Below are 21,230 nucleotides of genomic sequence, written 5' to 3'. Positions count from 1 at the left end.
CTCAGATCACGCCCCGAATCGTTTCGAACATCGATCGCAATTCCTGTTTCGCTCCGGGGCCCAGGCCGTCCAGGTCCCGCTCCGATATGCCGCCGCGCATCACCTCTTGCAGGAACAGACCCGGCAAGTCCGTTCCGAATCCCTCTTGGAGGGTGATGAGGTCCCGCTCCGCCACTTCGTCGTACAGATCACCGTGGCGCGGCGGGATGACGTAGGTGGTCCCCGCCTTCCCGGAGTGGCGCCCCTTCTGGTCGGCACCCTTCTGCGGCTTTCCCTTGAATCCGTGCTTCATGTCGAAGTGGGCGCGCTGCTCGGGCGAGAAGGTCTTGAGGGACTCCAGGCGCTTGGCCATGGAGGACATTCCGACGGTCTTCTTCGGCTGCCGGGCCAGGACCCGGTTGGGAATGTAGTTCTCCATCTCCCGGAAGCTGAGGACGTGCGCACTCACGCCTTCGCGGGCCGCGGCTTCGGCCTTCTCGTGATTGCCGGTCCGGTCCGTGGGGTGGAAGCTGTCGCTGTCGATGACGAGGACCACACGCTTGGTACGGGAGAACTGCGCGGCCTGGTCGACCGCGTGCCGGGTCGCCCCGTCCTTGCCGCCTCCGTTGTACACGCCGAGGCGGCTGCCCTCCTTGGCGTCGATGACGTCCTCGCAGCCGAGCAGGCGCGCGAGCGCCTCGATCATCTGCCAGTCGTAGATCGCGTTCTCCACGACCAGCACGGCCGGCCGCTCCAGGTCGCGGATGTCCGCCGTGAGCGTCTCGCCGGCCACCCTGACCACGCCCGTGGTCCCCCCGTGCGGCGCCCAGGCCTGCGCCATGCTCGCCTTCTGCGCGAGCAGCAGGTAGCTCTGCGCCAGGACCGGGAGGTGACGCTCCAGGAACGTATGGACGGCGTCCACATCACGCGGGGAGATCGCCCACTCGTGCCGTGCCTCCCTGAAGAACGCGATCAGCTTCAATATGAGCTCTGCGTTCTCGTCGCCCTGACGGTCCTTCAGCAGGTCGACGGGAATCTCAACGCGCATCGTCGATCCGATTCGCCTGCGCGTCCGCGAGGGCGCGTACCTCCTCGAAGTCCTCCGCGAAGACCCCCCGCGGCCAGTAGTCGAGGTTGCCGAGGGCGTCCACCTCGATCTTCCGCAGGGTGGCGGCCCCCTCGGCCTGCTCGACGAAGTAGATCTTCACGTCCTCCGGCGCCAGCTTCCGCTCCGCGACCCGCCGGCGCAGCCTGAGGAGGAAGTTCTCGCTGTGCGTCTCCACCAGGAAGCGCACCTGCGACTCCTGCACGGCGTCGATGTAGAGATCGGCGATCGCGGCGTGCGCCGAAGGGTGGAGATGGAGTTCGGGCTCCTCCACGATCTCGATCACCGGCCCGGCGGGCGGCTCCACGCGGTCCGCTGCCCGCTGGATCACTATCGGCAGGAACTGGACCACACCGGTGCCGACGTCGTCGATGTGGACGACGAGATCGGGGTCGCGCAGGGACCGCAGCTTGGGAATGTACATCCCGGAGCCGACGTCGGTGACTTCGAGGCGCCACCCGGGCAGGATGCTTTCCAGCAGGGTGTTCACCTCACGGCCGATCAGACCGCGCCCGTACACCTCGTCCGCGGCGAGCATGCCGAGCGCCCTCTCGCCCCGATAGCCGACGCTGCCCAGGGTTCTGGCCGGAGACCGGAAGAAACGCTCCGGGCTCTTCCTGAACGGACCCAGATACCGGATCTCGTCGAGGCCTTCCCGAATGAGCCCAGTGACGCCGCTGACACCGCCGACGGAGTCCGGCCAGTCGGCCGGATCGGGCAGCAGCCCGCGAAATCCGACTTTGACCTCCTGGCCGTCGACAAGATACGCGCGCTTCCCCGGGGAGTAGGCGTCGATGCCGGGGATCCAGGAGAGGTTCGCGACCTCCGCCCCGCAGGAGATCTGCACCAAGGAGACCAGCTGCATTCCCTGGTTGGCGATGTTCTGGACCTCGGCGGTGGCGCTGACAGTCTCGCCGTCCTCGCACCCGATCGACGCTCCCAGGCGAATGTGCCCATGGGGTGACGAGCCGTGGATCAGATCGGCGAACGAAGGAGTGAAGCCCTGGATCAGGTCCAGATCCAGAGGGTAAGGGGAGTCGCCGCGGATACCGAGGGAAAGGAGAGGGAGCGCTCGCACGACCGCACTCTTGCCAGAATTGTTCCGGCCCAGCACCACGGTGATCTTTCCGAGCTCCACCTCCTGTCTCTCCCTGAAGCAGCGATAGTTCTCCAGCGAGAACCGTTCCAACGACACCTGGGCTCCCGTTCGGTCAAACCGAATCTGGCGAGGCCGTGCCGATCTCAGCGAACACCGCTCCAGCGGCGCCTCGGCTCAGCCGCGGCAATACTCTCAGACGGTGGAAGCCGGCACCCGAGTTTCGCTCTTCCAGCTGCGGAGATGCCCGACGTCCGCCTCGGAGTTCCAGCTGTCTGGCGAGACCGTCAGCCTCCACACAACAATCCTCCCCCCTGGGGGGCAGAGGTGCTCCGCGCCTCAGACAGATGCGGGGGCCGCGGACTACTCGGTTTGCGGGTTCACCGGCACCAGTGGCAACTGCTGCACCCGACGCTCGGCAGAACGGGCCGGTTGCTCCTGCGTGCCTCGTCGAAGGCCTCGGCCGACCACGGCCACCAGTCGACGGGGTTGTCGGCGTCTGGAGCAGGTACGGGGACGTCTCACGGGCCAGTCGGTTCACCCTGCCGCTCTCCCACGGCGTCCGGTACGGCGTAGAAGCGCAGATGCACCGGGCGCGCCCCGTCGGGGGCGTCCTCACGGGCGTGGCCGTACCGGTCCAGGAGCGCCCGGTACTCGCGTACGAAATCCAGGAGTTCCTCCCTGGTCATCCAGTTGCCGGAGCGCTGGACCTGAGCCCATCCCTCGGGTCCCGCATACTCCTTGTGCGCCCGGAGGTACAGCCCGGTGTCCATCTCGATCTTCAGGCGCGCCACGCCCTCGGCGGCCGCGAGTTCCTCGGGGGCCATCGTGGCCGGATCGGGTGTGGTGTGGCTGAACGGCAGGGCCCGCCACCAGCGTTCACGGCCGCCCGACTTCTCCGCGATCTCCTCGATCAGATGCTGGTCGGCCAGCTTGCGCAGGTGGTAGCTGGTCGTGCCGGAGCTCTCGCCGAGCTCCCTGGCGAGCACGGTCGAGTTCGCCTCGCCGTGCCGGCCGAGGTAGTCGAGGATGCGGCGGCGCAGCGGGTTGCCGAGGGACTTGTACAGGGCGGTGCGTTCGAGGCTGGTCAGCTCGGGATCGGGCATACGGACACGCTATCCCCGGCCCGCTCCGTCCACAGAACAAGTTCTGCAGAATTTTCTTTGCAGAAATTCCTCTGCGGTCCTATCGTGGAGGCATGCAGACGAATCGCGCCATGACGCGCAGCGATTGGGCCCTGGTGCTGCTCGGTGTCACCGCCGTCGCGCTCGTGCCGTGGATGGTGCTCCTCGTGCGGACGCTCCCCGCGAACACCGAGGTGCGGAACTGGCAAGTGGCTTGGGCGGGACTCGACGTACTGATGGCCACGGGCTGCGCGGCCACCGCCGTACTGGGGCTGCGCCGCGATCCGCACGCCCGGCTGACCGCCTCGGCGACAGCCGCCGTCGCGGTGCTCGACGCCTGGTTCGACATAACCACCGCGCAGCCGGGCGCCCCTCTGGTCCAGGCCCTGGCCTGCGCGGTGGCTGAGGCGGGGCTCGCCTGCGCCTGCGTGTTCCTCGCTCTCTCCAAAGGCCGCGCTCCACGCGATGAACAGCCGGAACACATGCGTCCGAGGAGGTCGGCTCCGAAGTCCGGCGCCCTCGGGCGCGGTGAATGATCCGCCGCCCCCTCGCGCTCGCGTCCCGGCCGAAGGACACTCGGGGGCAAGGGAGTTGCTGCCAAAGGGGGACGTGACATGCGGGACGGTCATCGGGCGGAGGCCGAGCGGCTGTTGGTCCGGGCCGTCGAGGAGGAGGTGCGCCGCTCAGGGGGGCGTACGGAGGGTGGCGCCCTGCTGTCGCGGGCGCGGGCCTCGCTCGACGCGATGGCGCAGACGGCCGCCGAGGAGTACGCGGCGTACACGCGCGCGCTGGACGAGTCCGAGGCCGGACGGCAGACCTTCGGGCAGCGGTTCGCCCGGGAGGGATCCGGAACCCCCCTGCTGGTGGCCGCGGTCGGCGCCCTCGCGGCCGTCGCCGCCGACCTGGCCCTCGGCACCGGCACCGGCACCGCCCTCGGCACCGGAGCGACGGTGGCCGTGGCGGGCGCGGCCGCCACCGTCCTCAAGGTGACGGCCGCGCACGTGCCCGCCGCGAGCCGCCGCGCCGGGGTCCTGGGGCAGCCCGGAGGCCCGGAGCAGCTGCGTCTGCAGTGGCTGACGGCCCTGGACGTGCGGGGAGTGCGCCCGTTCCTCGACCAGCAGCGGGTGCTCAGCGCCACCACCGGCGCCAGGAAGGGCGCCCCCCAGCTGCGGCGCACCGACAAGAGCGCGGCCGCCCGCCGGCGCAGCGTGCTGGAGCAGTCCTTCGGCCAGCTGCCGGAACAGGAGGGCCCGTTCACCGGGCGCCGGACCGAGCTGTCACGGATCGCGCGGTGGGTCCACGCCGCCCGGGCGAGCACGGAGACGAAGCCGACGGTCGTCGTGCTGCACGGCGCGCCCGGCTCCGGCCGCAGCACCCTCGCGGTCCGGGCGGCGCACGCCCTCAAGGACCAGTTCCGCGGCGCGTGCGTGGTCGACCTGCGCGGCGACAGCCCGGACGATCCGCCGCTCACCACCCGCGACGCGCTGCTCCACCTGCTGAACCGGCTGGGCGCCCCGCGCGAGCAGCTCCTCTTCCGGGAGCGCTCCTCACAGGACCAGCAGGTCAAACGGCTGAGCGAGCTGTACCACCAGCATCTGACGGGCCTGCCCGTCACCATCGTGCTGGAGGACGCGAGCGACGCCGAGCAGGTCCGCGCCCTGGTCCCCGAGCGCTCCGAGAGCCTGGTTCTGGTCACCGCGCGGGAACCCCTCGACCTGCCCGACGGCCTCTCCGCCTGGGTGCACCGGCTCCCCGTCGAGGCGTTGGACGCGGCGGGCTCCGAGGAACTGCTGAGCGCGGCGGCGCAGGACGCGTCCGGGCCGTACGACGCCGAATCCTCCGAACGGATAAGGGAGTTGTGCGGCGGTCTGCCGCTGGCCCTGCGGGTCGCGGGCTCCTCGCTCGGCCCCCGCACCCCGCGCGCCCTGGCCGGCGACCTCGCGGCCTACGGCCCGGTGGAGCCCGTCGAGCGGGTCCTGTGGCTGCGCTACACCGACCAGTCGGACACGGCGCGCCGGCTGCTGCGCCGGCTGGCCCTGGCCGGCCGGGCCTCCCTGGGCGCGGCGGCGGCGGCGTCCCTGCTGGCGACGGACGAGCCCGAGGCCGTCCGCCATCTGACCGCCCTGTCCCGGGCGGGCCTGATCGACCACGTGCGCGGCAGCCGCTACCGCCTGCACGATCTCGTACGGACCTTCGCCGCCGCCCGTCTCCTGGACGAGGAGGAGGCCGCGGAGCGCACGGCTGCGCAGGAGCGCCTGATCGTGAACCACGCGGAGCTCGCCGACTCGGTGATCCGCCTGGTGGACGGCAGGACGTCGACGCGCGCCGACCGGTTCGGGCCGCACGGCTTCACCTCCCTGGACGCCGCGCTGCGCTGGCTGGACGACGAGTCGAGCTTCATCACGGCGGCCCTCAGACACGCGGAGGGCGTGGACCAGGCGGCGGTGCTCCACCTCCTGGGCGCCCTGTGCGACTACTGCCTGCTGCGCGGCGACCTGTACCGGCTGGGCGAGATCAGCGAGCTGGCCCAGGCCGTCGACCAGGGGCTCCTGGTGCGCTCGGTGCAGTGGCGCACCGGTATCGCGGCCCGCCAGCTCGGTGAGCTGGACAAGGCGCGTACGACGCTGGCGGCGGTGGTGGACCTGTACTTGGAGGCCCATCACGACGCGGGTGCCGCCCGGGCGCTGTGTTCGCTCGGCATCACGCTGCACCACCAGGGCGCCCTGGTCGAGGCGGCGGCCAAGCTCCAGGAGGCGATGGACCTCCAGGCCTCGCCCGGGCTGGCGGCCGACCGCGCCTGGACGATGCACGCGCTCGCGGCGGTGGAGCGCGACAGGTCCCGGCTCGGCCAGGCCCTCGGCCTGCTCACCGAGGCCCTGGTCCTGCACCGCGAGAGCGGCTCGCTGCACGGCGAGGCCTGGACCCACTTCCACCTCGGCCAGCTCGGCCTGCGGATGGGCGACGTCCCGCGCGCGGAGCGCGAGCTGCGCGAGGCGCTCGATCTGTACGGACGCACGCGCGACGCCCGCGGGGAGGCGTGGGCGCTCACCCAGCTCGCCCGCGCCCGGCTCGTCGGGGGCGACCCCTCCGCCGCCGTCGACGGGCTGCGCCAGGCGGCCTCCCGGCACCGGGAGAACGAGGACGCGCGCGGCGAGGCGTGGACGGTCTACTACCTGGGCCAGTCCCTGGAGGAGACCGGGAGCCTGGACCAGGCGGTGCGGGAGCTGGAGCGCTCCCGGACGATGTTCTCGCGCATGCGGGACGTCTACGGGCTGGCCTGCGCCCGTCACCACTCGGCCCGCGTGACCCGCGACCAGCGTGCCGCGCAGACGGGCTCCCTGCGGAACTCGGGCTTCGCCCGCCAGCTCCTCGTCGACGCCCGCGCGGACTTCCAGCGCATCGGGGTGGCGCACGGCGAGGCGTGGACCTGTCTGGAGCTCGCCGTCGTGGACGCCGGCAACGCCCGTACGCAGCAGGCGCTGTCCCTGTGCGACGAGGCCGTGGGCCTGTTCGCCTCGTACGGGGACCGCCGCGGGGAGGACTGGGCCCGCTTCCTGCGCTGCACGCTGCTCCCCTATGCGGCGCCGGGCGGCCACGAGGTGGGCGCCGCGGTGGCCCTGGAGGAGCTGTCGCAGCTCTCGCGGGCCGGCCATCCGACCCGTGACGGCGGGCTGGACGACTTCGCCGAGGCGTACCGGCTGCTGCTGGAGCGGGGGGTGGACCTGGACGCGGGCTGGCAGGCCTGGCGTCTGGGCATGGTGCCGGGACGGCACGCCCGCGACGTGATGGGCGTGACCGTGACGACGTGAGGAGGCCGCGGCCGTCCGACCCGGTGACGTCGGGCGGCGGCCTTCCGGCCGTGGAGAGGTGAGGCGGCCGGCGCCCCGCCACGGCGCGGTGGCCCGCCTCACGGGCGTACGCCGAAGCCCGGTGCGAGCCCGCAGGGGCTCGCACCGGGTGTCCGGTCATGCCTCGCGACCCCGCTCGTGGCGGACGGGCCGCGGTCCGCCGGTGGCCCCGGGCAGGGCCCGGCGGGCGTCCGCTCAGCCCCTCGCGGGAGCGGTCCCGCCGGAGCCGGAGCCCTCGGCGGACGCCCTCTCGTTCTCGGGGTCCTGCTCGAAGGAGACCTTGCCCATGTGACGGTTCATGGACTTCATCAGACCCCAGACGGCCAGGGCCATCACCGCGAAGACGATGAAGCCGAGGACGCCGGGGGTGACCTTGTTCTCGTCGACCTCCTTGGCGAGGGGGACGAGGTGCGTCAGTGCCAGGCTTGCGCTCATGTCAGGCATTGTCGCGGATGCCCGCAAAGAGGTCGTCCTCGGGGAGGGATGTGTCCACGAGGGACTTCGCGAGCTCGTACTCCTCGGTCGGCCAGACCTCCCGCTGGATGTCCATGGGGACCTTGAACCAGCCGCCGTCGGGGTCGATCTGCGTGGCGTGCGCGATCAGCGCCTTGTCCCGGATCTCGAAGAAGTCCGCGCACGGGACGTGCGTGGTCAGCGTGCGCTCGGTGCGCTCGAACTCGCTCCAGCGCTTCAGCCAGTCCCCGTACGGCGACTCCATCCCGCGGTCCAGGAGCGCGTTGTGCAGCGCCTCGGTGCGCGGGCGGTTGAAGCCCTGGTTGTAGTAGAGCTTCTGCGGCTCGAACGCGGGTCCGAACTCGGACTCCGGGTACTTCTCGGTGTCCGTCGCGCCCTCGAAGGCCACCATCGTGATCTTGTGGGTCATGATGTGGTCGGGGTGCGGGTAGCCGCCGTTCTCGTCGTAGGTGGTGATCACCTGCGGGCGGAACGAGCGGATCTGCTTGACCAGCTCGCCGGCCGCCTTGTCGACGTCCTCCAGGGCGAAGCAGCCCTCGGGCAGCGGCGGCAGCGGGTCGCCCTCGGGCAGGCCCGAGTCGACGAAGCCGAGCCACTCCTGCTCGACCCCGAGGATCTCGCGGGCCTCGTCCATCTCCTTCTTGCGTACCTCGTGGATGTTCTCCTCGATGTACTTGTCGCCCTGGAGCTTGGGGTTGAGGATGGAGCCGCGCTCCCCGCCCGTGCAGGTCACGACCAGCACGTCCACCCCCTCGGACACGTACTTCGCCATGGTGGCCGCACCCTTGCTCGACTCGTCGTCGGGGTGGGCGTGCACGGCCATCAGTCGCAGCTGGTCAGTCAAGACTCAATCCTCGGTCGGTCGGCTGTCGCCTGAGCCGGTCGGCTGTCGGCGCCCGGCGTGTATCCGCGCCGTGGGCGGCTTCTATAGTGACGGAATCGGGGGGCGATTAATTCCGGGGTCCGGGTCAGGGACCCCCGCCGAGAGGACGATCATGGGTACGGCGAGCACGCGGCTGCCCGAGGGCCGGTACGGCCGCTCCGCGGACGACCGGGCCGACCGGAGACTGCGGATCGTCGGCGGTGTCCTCGGGGTCGCCCTGGTCGGCGTGGTCGGCTGGTTCGGCTACGACCACATCGCCGGTTCCGGGATCAGCGCGCAGGTGATCGCCTTCAAGGCGGTCTCGGACGACGCGGTCGAGGTGCACCTGGAGGTGCACAAGGACGCCGGCTCGAAGGGCTACTGCACCCTGCGTTCGCAGAGCGCCGACGGCGCCGAGGTGGGGCGCGCGGACTTCCGCTTCGGCCAGGACTCCTCCCGCCTCGACAAGGTCGTTACCCTGCGTACGACGGCCCGGGGCACCACGGCGGAGCTCCTCGGCTGCCACTCGGACTGAGCGGCACCGCCGGCCGGCTCCGGGAGCATCGGCACGGGCCGGAATCGCACGGGACGACCAGCGGCTGACCTGCGCCGATGAAATTCTTATGTCTTATGTCCTCCCCTTAGAGCCGCTGAATTGTTAGGCTCGTGGTTTCGCCCACCCGTGAGAGAACATGCTTCTGGGTAGGGCGATGCTTTGTATTCCCAGTACCTACGAGGAGCACCTGTGACCCAGACCAGCGAGAACGTCACCTGGCTGACCCAGGAGGCGTACAACCAGCTCAGGGCCGAGCTGGAGTACCTGTCTGGTCCTGCGCGCACGGAGATCGCCGCCAAGATCGCGGCCGCGCGCGAGGAGGGCGACCTGCGCGAGAACGGCGGGTACCACGCGGCCAAGGAGGAGCAGGGCAAGCAGGAGCTCCGTGTGCGCCAGCTGACCCAGCTCCTGGAGAACGCCAAGGTGGGCGAGGCTCCCGCGGCGGACGGCGTGGTCGCGCCGGGCATGGTCGTGACCATCGCCTTCGACGGCGACGAGGACGACACCCTGGTCTTCCTGCTCGGCTCCCGCGAATACGCGAGCTCCGACATCGAGACGTACTCTCCGCAGTCCCCGCTGGGCGCCGGAGTGAACGGCAAGAAGGTCGGCGAGGACGCCCAGTACGAGCTGCCGAACGGCAAGTTCGCCTCGGTGAAGATCCTCAAGGCCGAACCGCACCGCGGCTGAGCCCGGAAACGGACACGACGATGCCCCCGGCGCGCTGCCGGGGGCATCGTCGTGTCCGCGTCGATCACGGCGTCCGCGTCACGCCGCCGCGGGTCGGCGCCTCACGCCGTCGCCGAGCGGTACTTGCGGACGGCGAGCGTCCGGAAGAGCACCACGATCAGGACCGAGTAGATCACCGAGGCCCAGACGGGGTGCTGCATGGGCCAGGCGTCGGACGTCGACACGCCCGGGTTGGCGAACAGCACCCGGCACGCCTGCACGGTGGCGCTGAACGGGTTCCAGTCGGCGACGTGCCGCAGCCAGGGCGTCATGTTGCTGGTGTCCACGAACGCGTTCGAGATGAACGTGACCGGGAAGAGCCAGATCAGCCCGCCGGAGGTGGCCGCCTCGGGGGTCCGCACGGACAGACCTATGAGCGCGCCGATCCAGGTGAACGCGTACCCGAGCAGGAGCAGCAGTCCGAAGGCCCCGGCGACACGGAACGCGTTCGTGTCGCCGTTCGAGCCGACGCGCCAGCCGACCATCAGGGCCACCAGCGCGAGGACGAGCAGGGTCAGCGCGGTCTGCACGAGGTCGGCCAGGGTGCGGCCGGTGAGCACCGCGCCCCGGGCCATGGGCAGCGACCGGAAGCGGTCTATGAGGCCCTTGTGCATGTCGTCGGCTATGCCCGCGCCGGCGCCCGCGGTCGCGAAGGTGACCGTCTGGGCGAAGATGCCGGCCATCAGGAAGTTGGTGTAGTCGGTGGCGCTGGTGCTGCCGCCGATCTTCATGGACCCGCCGAAGACATAGGTGAACAGCACCACGAACATAATGGGCTGGATGAGCCCGAAAATGACCATCTCCGGGATCCTGGACATTCTGATCAGGTTCCGCTGAGCGATGACCAGGGAGTCCCGGACCGATTGGTAGACCGGATTCGAAGGAGTCGTGACCTGCACGGTGTTGCTTACGGCGCTCACTTCACGGCCTCTTTCCCGCTCTTGTCGGTCCGGGTGTCCCTGCCCCTGCCGCCCCGGGCGTCCGCCGGTCCGCCGTTCTCCTCGGGCTTCTCCTCGGCCACGTGGCCGGTGAGCGAGAGGAAGACGTCGTCCAGGGTGGGGCGGCGCAGGCCGATGTCGTCGATCTCGATGCCGCGGCCGTCCAGCTCGCGGATGACCTCCGCGAGGAGCTTCGCGCCGCCGGTGACGGGCACGGTGAGCTTGCGGGTGTGCTCCTCGACCGTCGTCTCGCCCTTGCCGAAGCCGGCCAGCACCTCGGAGGCGGTCGCGATGTGCTCGCGCTCGTGCACGACGACCTCGACGCGCTCCCCGCCGGTCCGCGCCTTGAGCTCGTCGGCGGTGCCGCGGGCGATGACACGGCCGTGGTCGACCACGCAGATGTCGTGCGCGAGGTGGTCGGCCTCTTCCAGGTACTGGGTGGTCAGCAGCAGCGTCGTACCGCCGGAGACCAGCCGCTTGATGACGTCCCACAGCTGCTGGCGGTTGCGCGGGTCGAGGCCGGTCGTGGGCTCGTCCATGAACATCACCGGGGGCGAGACCACCAGGGCCGCCGCGAGGTCGAGGCGGCGTCGCATGCCGCCCGAGTACGTCTTCGCGGTGCGGTCGGCGGCGTCGGCGAGGTTGAACTGCTCCAGGAGCTCGTCCGCTCGGGCCTTCGCGGCCTTCGCCCGCATCTGGTAGAGCCGGCCGACCATCTGGAGGTTCTCGCGGCCGGTCAGGTATTCGTCGACCGCCGCGAACTGTCCGGAGAGGCCGACCCTGCGCCGTACCGCGTCGGGGTCCTTGAGCACGTCGACGCCCGCGACGACGGCCCTGCCGCTGTCGGGGCGCAGCAGGGTGGTCAGACAGCGGACCGCGGTGGTCTTGCCCGCGCCGTTCGGCCCGAGGAGGCCGAGCACGGTGCCTTCCGGGACATCGAGGTCGACGCCGTCCAGAGCCCTTACGTCACCGAAGGTCTTCACCAGGCCTTCGGCGTATATGGCGCCCGGCATGAGTGTTCTCCACGTCGTTGGGGATTTTCGGATGTGTGCGCGCTTTCGGACGCGCGTACTGGGGACTCGCGCACGACGGAAAAGTCATCGCTCCGGCCCCGTCGGCGCCGATCCGAACACCCACCGTAACGCGATGTATCGCGTCGCTCAATGGATTTTCCCGGGGCGGGACGGCCGGGTTCCGTAGGCGGGACGGCCGGGCTCCGCGGGCGGGACGGCCTGGTTCCGCGGGCGGCCGCGCGGCCTCAGTCGATGACCGTGTACCCCGCCTCGCGCAGCGCCGCGTTCACCTCGGCGCAATGATCGTGCCCCTTCGTCTCCAGGTGCAGTTCGACCTCCACCTCCGTGAGCCCGAGCCGGGGATCGGTCCGCACGTGACTCACGTCGAGGACGTTGGCGTCCGCCACCGACAGCACCCCGAGAAGTGTCGCCAGGGCGCCGGGCCGGTCGGTGAGCCGCAGCGTGACCGCCAGGTAGCGGCCGCCCGCCGCCATGCCGTGCCGCAGGATGCGCTGCATCAGCAGGGGATCCACGTTCCCGCCCGACAGCAGCGCCACGACCGGGCCCTCAAAGGAGCCGGGGTCGCGCAGCAGCGCCGCCACGGAGCTCGCGCCGGCCGGTTCGACGACCAGCTTGGCGCGCTCCAGGCACAGCAGCAGCGCGCTGGACAGGTCGTTCTCGGAGACCGTACGGACCTCGTCGACCAGCTCCTCGACCAGGCGAAACGGTACGTCGCCGGGGCGGCCGACCTTGATGCCGTCGGCCATCGTGGCCGGGTTCTCGACCGACACCGGCCGCCCGGCCGCGAGCGAGGGCGGGTACGCCGCCGCTCCCTCCGCCTGCACCCCGATGATCCGCACGTCCGGGCGCAGCGACTTCACGGCGAGGGCCACGCCCGCCGCCAGCCCGCCGCCGCCGATCCCCAGGACGATCGTGCGCACCTCCGGGCACTGCTCCAGGATCTCCAGACCGACCGTGCCCTGGCCCGCGATGATGTCGGGGTGGTCGAAGGGGTGGATGAACACCGCGCCCGTGCGCCGGGCGTACTCCTGCGCGGCGGCCAGGGTCTCGTCGACCACCTGCCCGTGCAGCCTCACCTCGGCGCCGTAGTCGCGGGTGGCCGCGACCTTGGGCAGCGGGGCGCCGCTCGGCATGAACACGGTGGACCGCACACCGAGCAGCGAGGACGCGAGCGCGACGCCCTGCGCGTGGTTGCCCGCGCTCGCCGCGACGACACCCGCGGCACGCTCCTCCGGAAGCAGGCCCGCGATCCGCACGTACGCGCCGCGCAGCTTGAACGACCCCGTCCGCTGGAGGTTCTCGCACTTGAACTGCACCGGTGCGCCCACCAGCTGGGACAGGTACCTGCTGCCCTCCATCGCGGTCACCCGCGCAACACCCGTGAGCATCTTCTGCGCGCCGCGCACGTCGTCGAGAGTCACACTGGGAAAGGAGTCAGCCCTGCCGTAGCTCATGACCGTCAGTCTCGCAGTTCACGCGGGCGCACTCCCGGGGTGACCACGCTCCGAGACCCGGTTTGCGCAGCGCCGGTACGGCCCGCGCCCCAGCCGCGTACCCTGTCCCCCAACCCAGCTCCCCACGCATGAATTGAGCCCCCGGCCATGCCCACTACACCAGAGATGTCGATGGACATGACGACCGTCGGTGACACCGGTCTTCTCGAAGCCCTTCAGCACGAGGTCGCGGTCTTCGCGCGCCGTGCGGAACAGACCCGGCTCGGCGGGGTGGGGCAGGTGCGCAACTCCATGGACCGGGCCGCCTACCTGCTGCTCAACCGCCTCGACAAGGAAGGCCCGATGGGCGTCAAGGCGCTCGCGGCGAGCATGGGGATCGACTCCTCGACGGTCACCCGGCAGGTCGCCCCGCTCGTCGACACCGGCCTCGTCAAGCGCACCTCGCACCCCGAGGACGGACGCGCCGTGGTGCTCCAGCTCTCCCCCCGCGGTCAGTCCCGGCTCGACGAAGTGCGCACGTCACGACGTCAGTTGATGGCCGAGCTGACACACGAATGGGCGCCGGAGGAGCGTGAGGTGTTCTGCGCGCTCCTCACGCGCTTCAACGGCGCGCTCTCCGCCCGCCAGGCGAGCCAGGGCGTGCCGGCGCCGGAGTCCGAGCCGGCCTCCTGAACCGCGCCCGGGACGGGCGGCGGACCGTGTCCGGCGCCCCGGGCCTCCGCCGCCCCGCACACACGCGTGCGTGCGTACCGGACCCTTGACCGGAAGGCACCCCCTGGCCTCATATGAGACCGGGTCCTCGTCGTGCGGGGTGCGTCGGGTCGCACGCGGCCGCGGGCCCTTCCTCAGGGTCACCCTCGGACGGGAGGCGCGGTGCGAGAAGGACGTGCCTCCCAAGGCGTCCGCCGGACCCGGGAGTTCCAGGCGTTCATGGCGGGCGCGGCGGGGCGGCTGCTGCACACGGCCACGCTGCTCACCGCGGAACCCCGGGACGCCAACCCGCGCGCGCGGCGGCTGCTGACGCTGGCCCTCGCCCATACGTACGCCTCCTGGGACCGGCTGCACGGCGAGGACCCCTACGACAGTGCCCGCCGGCAACTGGCCGCGCGCTTCCAGCGCACCCTCTGGTACCAGTACGGGGGTCTCGGGCGCCGGCGCACCTCCCCGGAGCACGTCCTGGCCGCCCTCACGCCCCAGGAGCGGCTGGTCCTCGTCCTCAGGCTGTACGAGGGGATCGCCGAGGAGCAGGCCGCGGCCCTGCTCGGGCTCCCCGTCGAGCGGGTGCGGACGGTCTGCGCCCGCGCCATGGCGACGCTGCTGCACCCGCCCCGCGGACCGGCTCCGGCCCGGGTGGAGGTGGCGCCGTCGTGAACCGGCCGGAGCGCGAGGCGGCCGTGCGGCGGATGCTGGAGCGGGCGCCCGCGCCCGCGGTGCCGCCCGACCTGTACGGCGAGGTCGTACGCCGCGGAGGGCGCATGCAGCGCCGCGGGAGGGCGGTGCGGCGGCTGCTGTGGCTGGTGCTGATCGGCGCGGCCGTCGCCTTCGCCGTCTGGGCGGCGACGGCCCGCCCCTGGGTGGAGCCGCCGTCGGAGACGACTCCACCGCTGACGGGCTGGTGAACGGACGCCGCCGGGCCCGGGACCCGTGCGGGCCCGGGCCCGGCGTGTTCGGACCGGCGCGTTCGGGGCCCGCGTGTCCGGGCCCCGCGCGGTCGGGTCAGCCCAGGGCCTGCTGCAGGTCCTGGAGGAGGTCGTCGACGTTCTCGATGCCCACGGAGATGCGGACGAGGTCGGCGGGGACCTCCAGGGCCGAACCGGCGGCCGAGGCGTGCGTCATGCGTCCCGGGTGCTCGATCAGGGACTCCACACCGCCCAGCGACTCACCGAGCGTGAACACCTTGGCGCGGTTGCAGACCTCGACGGCCGCCTCCTCGCCGCCCTCGACCTGGAAGGAGACCATGCCGCCGAACGCCTTCATCTGCTTGGCGGCGACCTCGTGACCGGGGTGCTCCGGGAGGCCCGGGTAGAGAACACGCGTCACGCGCGCGTGGCTGGTGAGCATCTCGGCGATCCGGCCGGCGTTCTCGCTGTGCCGGTCCATGCGCACGGAGAGGGTCTTGGTGCCGCGCAGCACCAGCCAGGAGTCGAAGGGCCCGGCGACCGCGCCCATCGCGTTCTGGTGGTACGCCAGTTCCTCGCCGAGTTCCTGGTCGCCGGTGATCAGGGCGCCGCCCACGACGTCCGAGTGACCGCCCATGTACTTGGTCAGGGAGTGCACGACGACGTCCGCGCCGAGCGCCAGCGGCTGCTGGAGGTAGGGGGTCGCGAAGGTGTTGTCGACGACGAGGCGGGCGCCCGCCTCGCGCGCGATCTGCGCGGTCGCGGCGATGTCGGTGATGCCGAGGAGGGGGTTGGAGGGCGTCTCGACCCAGATCACCTTGGTCTTCGGGGTCAGCGCGGCCCGTACCGACTGGGGGTCGCTGGTGTCGGCCACCGACCATTCGACGCCCCACCGGGAGACGACCTTGGCGAAGAGCCGGAAGGTGCCGCCGTACGCGTCGTTGGGGATCACCACGTGGTCACCGGGGCTGAGCAGCGTACGCAGCAGGCAGTCCTCGGCCGCCAGTCCCGACGCGAACGCGAGGCCGCGGCGGCCGCCCTCCAGCGCCGCGAGGTTCTCCTCCAGCGCGGTCCTGGTGGGGTTGGCGCTGCGGCTGTACTCGTAGCCGCCCCGCAGGCCGCCGACGCCGTCCTGCTTGTAGGTCGAGACCTGGTAGATCGGCGGGACGACCGCTCCGGTGAGGGGGTCGGCGGTGTTGCCCGCGTGGATCGCGAGCGTCTCGAAATGCTGACTGATGTGCCTGTCGCTCATGGGTCACGAGCGTAGTGCTCCCCGCGCGTTCATGACGGCGCGCGCCTCCCGGCGCGGAGGGCCTTCGCCCACAGCGTGACGGACGGGTTGGCCAATTGCCGGACCCGTCTGGTTCGCTTGAGGCATGGAGATTCTCTGGGTCCTGATGGCGCTGGCCATGTTCAGCGTGGTCCTGCTGCCGGTGTTCCGGCGCAGGCGCACCGGTATACAGCTGGTCACGCCCGGTGACCCGGACGCCGCGGACCCGGCGGACTACGGCTTCCTGCGCCAGGAGGAGCTGGACGTCCGCATGCCGGGCCCGGACGCGGACCTGCTGAACGTGCTGGACGTGGTGCAGCGGACCCAGGACTACCGCGCGGCCTCGCAGCTCCTGGCCGGCACGGAGACCGAGGGCGAGGTCCGCTGGCAGCGGGTGCAGGCCTTCGCGGGCGCCGCGTCGCTGGAGCTCCAGCAGCGGCCCGGCGGGGTCAGCGAGACGCCGGGCGGCCAGTGGCTGCGGGTGTGGCGGGCCGAGGCCCCCAAGGACGCGGGCGGCGCGGCGGTGCACGCCGAGTTCCTGGTGCAGCAGGCGTGGCGGACGTCGGCGCCGGGGACCGACGACTTCCGGATCATCATGGAGGAGGCGCGGTCCGCGTGCGGCGACGCGGCGCTGCTGTCCCCCGGCGACCCGATCCCGTACATCATCGAGCTGTCGGTGGCCCGCGGACTCGGCTACTCCCAGCCGGAGTTCGAGAAGCTCTGGCTGAAGATCCTGGACCGCGCGCCCTCGCACATGGGCGCGCACCTGGCGGCCCTGCACTACTGGTGCGAGAAGTGGCACGGCTCGCGGGAGACGGCGTACGCGTTCGCGGAGTCCGCGGCCGCCCACGCGCCGCAGGGCTCCCTCCTCGCGGCGATGCCGCTCTTCGCGGTCTTCGAGCACCTTCCCGAGGTGAACCTGGTCCGCGGCTTCTACCAGAGCGAGGTCGTGTCCAGAGCCGTCCACGGCGCGCTGTACGCGGTCCACTCGGCCCGCTCCGACGACCCGATGCTCGCCCACGTCCGCCATCTGCTGGTCTGCTTCCTGGTCCGCGGTGAGCGCTGGTCGGAGGCGATGAGCCAGCTCGTGCACGTGGACGGCCACGTCGGCGCCCTTCCCTGGACCCTCAGCCTCGACCCGGCCTCGGACTACGCGATATACCGCGCGCTGGCGGTGGCGGGATACGAGGCGAACGGCGGGAGCCCGGCGACGCTGTCGCACTGACGGCGGCGCGACCGACGGCGGTGCGACCGACGGCGGCGCACGACGGACCGGTCGCCCCGGGCCGGGGATCCGGTCGCCCCGGCCGGGGATCCGGACGCCCGCGCCCGGGAATCCGGTCGCTCCCGCCCGGGAATCCGGTTGCTCCCCGGACGCTCACGGGCTACAAACCACCCATGGCCGACATCCAGGGCTCGTACGACGACCTCTTCATGGCTGTGCCCAGCGCGCTGTCCGCGATGCTCGACGAGGGCGACGCGGGCGCCTCGGTGGCCGTCTTCGTGGACGGCGAACCGGTGGTGGACGTCTGGGGCGGGTTCACCGACGCGGACCGCACGGTCCCGTGGCGGCGGGACACGATCACCAACGTCTGGTCCGTGACCAAGACGATGACGGCGCTGTGCGCGCTGATCCTGGTCGACCGGGGCGAACTCGACCTGGACGCGCCGGTCGGCCGGTACTGGCCCGGGTTCGCCGGGGCGGGCAAGGAGAAGGTGCTCGTGCGGCACCTGCTCTCGCACACGGCGGGCCTGCCCGACTGGGACGGCCCCGTCGAGGAGCTGTACGACTGGGCGGCCGCCACGGCACGCCTGGAGGCGCAGACCCCGCAGTGGGAGCCGGGCGGCGCGGCCGGGTACCACTCGCTGACCCAGGGCTTCCTGGTGGGCGAGGTGATCCGCCGGATCACGGGCCGCGGCGTGGGCGAGTTCTTCGCGCGGGAGGTGGCGGGCCCGCTGGACGCCGACTTCCACATCGGGCTGCCCGCCCGCCACGACGACCGGGTGGCCCTCACGATCCCGCCGCCCGGCCAGGACGAGGACTACGCCGCGAGCGCCCCCGGCGGCACGGCCCCCGTCCCCGCCGCCGGCCGCCTACGGGTCCGTGACGGCAACAGCACGGCCTGGCGCAGGGCGGAGATCCCCGCGGCGAGCGGATACGGCAACGCCCGCTCGGTCGCCCTCGTGCAGTCGGTCATGGCCTGCGCGGGATCGGTGCGCGGGACCCGGCTCCTGTCCCCCTCGGGCTGCGAGCACGCGCGGCGGGAACAGTTCAGGGGCGAGGACCTCCGCCTGGGCGTGCCCGTCCGCTGGGGCCTGGGCTACGGCCTGTTCGACACCAGCTTCGGGTGGGGCGGCTGGGGCGGCTCCCTGGTCGTCGTCGATCCCGAACACCGCATGACCGTGGCCTACGTGACCCACCAGATGCGCGAACCCGCGAACGACCAGAGGGGCCTGGAACTGGTGATGTCCGCCTACGACGGCGTCCAGGGCCTGAAGCGCTGACTCCCGCCGGGCGTGGTCGCCCGCGCGCCGGGCGCCGCCGTGCCGCCGGTGCCGAAGCGCCGGGCCGGGGGGAGCAGGGGAGTCGCGGACGGGGACCGGGAGGAGGAACATCGGAGGCACGGAGACAGAGGTGGTTATGGGGACGCCGTCGATGCATTTCAGCGAGAGTCCGGAGGATCCGTTCGCCCTCGGGCACGGCGCTTCGGCCGTGCTCGACGATCACGGCACAGTGGTCGGCTGGAGCGCACGTGCGCAGGAGCTCCTGGGCTACCCGGCCAAGGAAGTGATCGGACGGGCGTGGCAGGACCTCCTGGTCGACTCCCGTGACCTGCCCGTCGCGCGGTCCGTCGTCGTGGACGCCCTGAGGGCGGGGGGCTGGTTCGGGGTGCTGCCCATCCGGCACCGCGACGGACGGCGTGTGGAGATGGGGTTCCGGGTCCGTGCGATCACCCGCGACGGAGAGCGTCAGGAGTGGTTCCTGGTCGGTGCCCCCGCCGCGGAGGTCGTCGCCTGGCAGCGGGACCGTGCGCTGCTGGACGGCCTGTACCACCGGTCCCCGATCGGCCTGGCCATCCACGGCACGGACAGGAAGGTGCTCCGGATCAACCGCGCGATCCAGAAGGCGAGCGGCATCACGGCCGAGGCGCCGGTGGGCCGTCTTTCCGGTGAGTTCCTGGTAGAGGAGGACGCGGGTCCGGCCGAGGAGCGGGTACGCCACGTCCTGGAGACCGGCGAGCCGCTGATCTTCACGGAGCAGTCGGCCCGCACGCGCCACGCTCCGGGCCGGGAACGGATGGTGTCCGTCTCCGCGTTCCGGATGGAGGACTCCTCGGGCCGGGTCCTCGGCGTGGCGGAGACGATCGAGGACATCACCCAGCGCTACCAGGCCCGGCGCAGGCTCACCCTGCTGAACGAGGCGAGCGCCCGGATCGGCACCTCGCTGGACGTGACGCGGACGGCCCGGGAACTGGCCGAGGTGGCCGCCCCCGGCCTGGCCGACTACTGCTCGGTGGACCTCCTGAAGCCGGTGATACTCGGTGACGAGCTGCCCTCGGACATGGCGGGCACGCTCCTGCGCGTGGCCCTCTCGCCCCCGGAACCGCGGGTCCCGTTCCAGGAGGGCGAGGTGGTCCCGCTCCTCCCGGGGTCTCCGCAGGCGCGGTGCCTGGCCGAGCGCCGCCCGGTCCTCGAACGGCTGCTGTCCCTCCGCCCCGAGTGGTACGCCATGGACCGCCGGCGGATCGAGGTCGCCGTGGGGCTCGGCGTCCATTCCCTGATCGCGGTGCCCCTGATGGCACGCGGTCTGATACTGGGCGTGGTGAGCCTGTGGCGGGTGCGCCATTCGGAGCCCTTCGAGGACGACGACGCCGCGGTGGCCCGTGAGTTCTCCTCGCGCGCGGCCGTCTGCATCGACAACGCGCGCCGCTTCACCCAGCAGCAGAACGCCGCTCTGACCCTGCAGCGCAGTCTGCTGCCGGGCGCGTTGCCCGACCTGCCGGCCGTCGAGGTGGCCTCCCGGTACCTCCCCGCGAGCGGCGAACCGGGCATCGGCGGTGACTGGTTCGACGTGATCCCGTTGTCGGGGGCCCGGGTCGCCCTCGTCGTGGGAGACGTGGTCGGACACGGGATCCACGCCGCGGCCTCGATGGGACGCCTGCGCGCCGCCGTGCGCACCCTGGCCAGCCTCGACCTGGAACCGGACGAGGTGGTGGCCCGGCTGGACGATCTGGTCAGCCTGCTGGCCACCGAACTGGAGGCGAACGCCGGGGGCAACCGGTCGGCGAGCGAGCAGGTGCTCGGGGCCACCTGCGTCTACGCGGTCTACGATCCGGTCTCCCGGCGGTGCTCCCTGGCGCGCGCCGGCCACCCGGCGCCCCTGCTGTCCACGCCGGACGGACAGGTGACCGTGCTCGACCTGCCCGCGGGCCCACCGCTCGGCCTGGGCGGGCTGCCGTTCGAGATGTACGAGCTCGACCTCCCCGAGGGCAGCCTGCTCACGCTCTTCACCGACGGCCTCCTGGAGGCGCGCGACGGCGACATGGATGCCTCGCTGGAGAGCCTGCACGAATGCCTCGCCCACTGCGCCGATCCTCTGGAGCGGACCTGCCACGGCGTGGTCGAGGCGCTGCTGCCCACGGACCGCCGCCCCACCGACGACATCGCGCTGCTCATGGCCCGCACCCGGGTGCTGCCGCCGGAGAACGTCGCCGCCTGGGAACTGCCCCTGGAAGCGACCGCCGCCGCCCGCGCCAGGGAGCTGGCCACGGCGAAACTGGCCGAGTGGGGGCTTCAGGAGATGGCCTTCACCACCGAACTGGTCGCCAGCGAGCTCGTCACCAACGCCTACCGGTACGCGGAGGGCCCCGTCACCCTGCGCCTCATCCGTACGCAGTGCCTGATCTGCGAGGTGTCCGACAGCAGCCACACCTCCCCCCACCTGCGCAGGGCCCTCAGCACGGACGAGGGCGGACGCGGACTCTTCCTGGTCGCGCAGCTCACGGAGCGGTGGGGCACCCGCTACGCCCACGACGGCAAGACCGTCTGGACGGAGCAGCCGCTGCCGTCCTGCTGACCGTCCCCTCTCCTCCTGACCGCCCCCTCCTCCTGACCGGCCCCCGACCGTCCGTGGCTCCGATCGAG

Annotated in this window: 19 protein-coding genes and 1 pseudogene; 10 read left to right on the top strand and 10 right to left on the bottom strand. The window is 71.8% G+C overall.

The genetic code is table 11. From position 1 onward, the window contains the following. Position 1 precedes the first annotated feature (1 nt). The 4 genes and pseudogenes from ACFW6B_RS35905 to ACFW6B_RS35890 form a co-directional block, all read right to left on the bottom strand. Complete coding sequence (locus ACFW6B_RS35905) at positions 2-1,027, bottom strand: hypothetical protein (protein WP_386603040.1); 1,026 nt, start codon at positions 1,025-1,027, stop codon at positions 2-4. Continuing rightward, positions 1,017-2,279 carry a DUF3696 domain-containing protein gene (locus ACFW6B_RS35900; RefSeq protein WP_386603039.1) on the bottom strand — a complete coding sequence of 421 codons (1,263 nt, stop codon included), beginning with the start codon at positions 2,277-2,279 and terminating at the stop codon, positions 1,017-1,019. Before ACFW6B_RS35900 ends, ACFW6B_RS35905 begins: the two co-directional genes overlap by 11 nt. Positions 2,280-2,566: 287 nt before the next feature. Next, positions 2,567-2,721: pseudogene (locus ACFW6B_RS35895) on the bottom strand (DUF255 domain-containing protein); the annotation flags it as partial. Beyond that, positions 2,702-3,286 carry an ArsR/SmtB family transcription factor gene (locus ACFW6B_RS35890; RefSeq protein ID WP_386603037.1) on the bottom strand — a complete coding sequence of 195 codons (585 nt, stop codon included), beginning with the start codon at positions 3,284-3,286 and terminating at the stop codon, positions 2,702-2,704. The pseudogene ACFW6B_RS35895 and the gene ACFW6B_RS35890, both read right to left, overlap by 20 nt. A 92-nt stretch (positions 3,287-3,378) precedes the next feature. Here ACFW6B_RS35890 and ACFW6B_RS35885 point away from each other — a divergent pair, with 92 nt between their 5' ends. Then, a complete protein-coding gene (locus ACFW6B_RS35885; RefSeq protein WP_386603035.1) occupies positions 3,379-3,840 on the top strand; it encodes a hypothetical protein in 462 nt (153 codons plus the stop codon). 78 nt (positions 3,841-3,918) lie between these two features. Beyond that, on the top strand, positions 3,919-7,113 hold the full coding sequence (locus ACFW6B_RS35880) for a tetratricopeptide repeat protein (RefSeq protein ID WP_386603033.1): 3,195 nt from the start codon (positions 3,919-3,921) through the stop codon (positions 7,111-7,113). Between the two features lie 234 nt (positions 7,114-7,347). On the opposite strand, the gene ACFW6B_RS35875 is transcribed toward ACFW6B_RS35880, so the two are convergent. Together ACFW6B_RS35875 and mca are read right to left on the bottom strand one after the other, a co-directional pair. Then, on the bottom strand, positions 7,348-7,587 hold the full coding sequence (locus ACFW6B_RS35875; protein ID WP_386603032.1) for a hypothetical protein: 240 nt from the start codon (positions 7,585-7,587) through the stop codon (positions 7,348-7,350). A 1-nt stretch (position 7,588) separates the two neighbouring features. Further along, positions 7,589-8,470 carry a mycothiol conjugate amidase Mca gene (mca, locus tag ACFW6B_RS35870; RefSeq protein WP_386603030.1) on the bottom strand — a complete coding sequence of 294 codons (882 nt, stop codon included), beginning with the start codon at positions 8,468-8,470 and terminating at the stop codon, positions 7,589-7,591. A 151-nt stretch (positions 8,471-8,621) separates the two neighbouring features. On the opposite strand from mca, the gene ACFW6B_RS35865 reads away from it, so the two are divergent. Both ACFW6B_RS35865 and greA read left to right on the top strand, forming a co-directional pair. Continuing rightward, a complete protein-coding gene (locus tag ACFW6B_RS35865; RefSeq protein ID WP_386603028.1) occupies positions 8,622-9,023 on the top strand; it encodes a DUF4307 domain-containing protein in 402 nt (133 codons plus the stop codon). A 210-nt stretch (positions 9,024-9,233) separates the two neighbouring features. Next, positions 9,234-9,731: a transcription elongation factor GreA gene (gene greA, locus ACFW6B_RS35860; protein ID WP_386603026.1), complete on the top strand. Its 498-nt coding sequence runs from the start codon at positions 9,234-9,236 to the stop codon at positions 9,729-9,731. 101 nt (positions 9,732-9,832) lie between these two features. Here greA and ACFW6B_RS35855 read toward each other — a convergent pair whose 3' ends face one another. The 3 genes from ACFW6B_RS35855 to ilvA form a co-directional block, all read right to left on the bottom strand. Continuing rightward, a complete protein-coding gene (locus tag ACFW6B_RS35855; protein ID WP_386603024.1) occupies positions 9,833-10,690 on the bottom strand; it encodes an ABC transporter permease in 858 nt (285 codons plus the stop codon). After that, a complete protein-coding gene (locus ACFW6B_RS35850; RefSeq protein WP_386603022.1) occupies positions 10,687-11,721 on the bottom strand; it encodes an ATP-binding cassette domain-containing protein in 1,035 nt (344 codons plus the stop codon). Before ACFW6B_RS35850 ends, ACFW6B_RS35855 begins: the two co-directional genes overlap by 4 nt. Before the next feature lie 245 nt (positions 11,722-11,966). Continuing rightward, a complete protein-coding gene (ilvA, locus tag ACFW6B_RS35845; RefSeq protein ID WP_386603020.1) occupies positions 11,967-13,196 on the bottom strand; it encodes a threonine ammonia-lyase in 1,230 nt (409 codons plus the stop codon). A gap of 165 nt (positions 13,197-13,361) precedes the next feature. Here ilvA and ACFW6B_RS35840 point away from each other — a divergent pair, with 165 nt between their 5' ends. From ACFW6B_RS35840 to ACFW6B_RS35830, 3 genes are all read left to right on the top strand, one after another. Further along, the gene (locus ACFW6B_RS35840; RefSeq protein WP_386603075.1) at positions 13,362-13,868 is read left to right on the top strand and encodes a MarR family winged helix-turn-helix transcriptional regulator; all 507 of its coding nucleotides are present in this window, start codon (positions 13,362-13,364) and stop codon (positions 13,866-13,868) included. A gap of 201 nt (positions 13,869-14,069) precedes the next feature. Further along, positions 14,070-14,567 carry a sigma factor-like helix-turn-helix DNA-binding protein gene (locus ACFW6B_RS35835; RefSeq protein ID WP_386603018.1) on the top strand — a complete coding sequence of 166 codons (498 nt, stop codon included), beginning with the start codon at positions 14,070-14,072 and terminating at the stop codon, positions 14,565-14,567. After that, positions 14,564-14,815 (top strand): hypothetical protein, encoded by a 252-nt coding sequence (locus tag ACFW6B_RS35830; protein WP_386603017.1) that lies wholly within the window; start codon positions 14,564-14,566, stop codon positions 14,813-14,815. Before ACFW6B_RS35835 ends, ACFW6B_RS35830 begins: the two co-directional genes overlap by 4 nt. A 97-nt stretch (positions 14,816-14,912) precedes the next feature. Here the strand turns inward: ACFW6B_RS35830 and ACFW6B_RS35825 are convergent, their stop codons facing one another. Further along, positions 14,913-16,067 carry a cystathionine gamma-synthase gene (locus ACFW6B_RS35825; RefSeq protein WP_386603014.1) on the bottom strand — a complete coding sequence of 385 codons (1,155 nt, stop codon included), beginning with the start codon at positions 16,065-16,067 and terminating at the stop codon, positions 14,913-14,915. Between the two features lie 124 nt (positions 16,068-16,191). On the opposite strand from ACFW6B_RS35825, the gene ACFW6B_RS35820 reads away from it, so the two are divergent. The 3 genes from ACFW6B_RS35820 to ACFW6B_RS35810 all read left to right on the top strand — a co-directional run bounded on the left by ACFW6B_RS35820 (position 16,192) and on the right by ACFW6B_RS35810 (position 21,162). Further along, a complete protein-coding gene (locus tag ACFW6B_RS35820; protein WP_386603012.1) occupies positions 16,192-17,310 on the top strand; it encodes a hypothetical protein in 1,119 nt (372 codons plus the stop codon). A gap of 173 nt (positions 17,311-17,483) precedes the next feature. Continuing rightward, entirely contained in the window at positions 17,484-18,590 is a 1,107-nt protein-coding gene (locus ACFW6B_RS35815) for a serine hydrolase domain-containing protein (protein ID WP_386603011.1), read from the top strand. A gap of 151 nt (positions 18,591-18,741) precedes the next feature. Next, the gene (locus tag ACFW6B_RS35810) at positions 18,742-21,162 is read left to right on the top strand and encodes a SpoIIE family protein phosphatase (RefSeq protein ID WP_386603009.1); all 2,421 of its coding nucleotides are present in this window, start codon (positions 18,742-18,744) and stop codon (positions 21,160-21,162) included. The last annotated feature ends 68 nt before the right edge of the window (positions 21,163-21,230 follow it).

It is taken from the genome of Streptomyces sp. NPDC058751, assembly GCF_042746485.1.
GTDB lineage: Bacteria > Actinomycetota > Actinomycetes > Streptomycetales > Streptomycetaceae > Streptomyces.
This window is presented reverse-complemented; position numbering and strand designations above follow the sequence as displayed.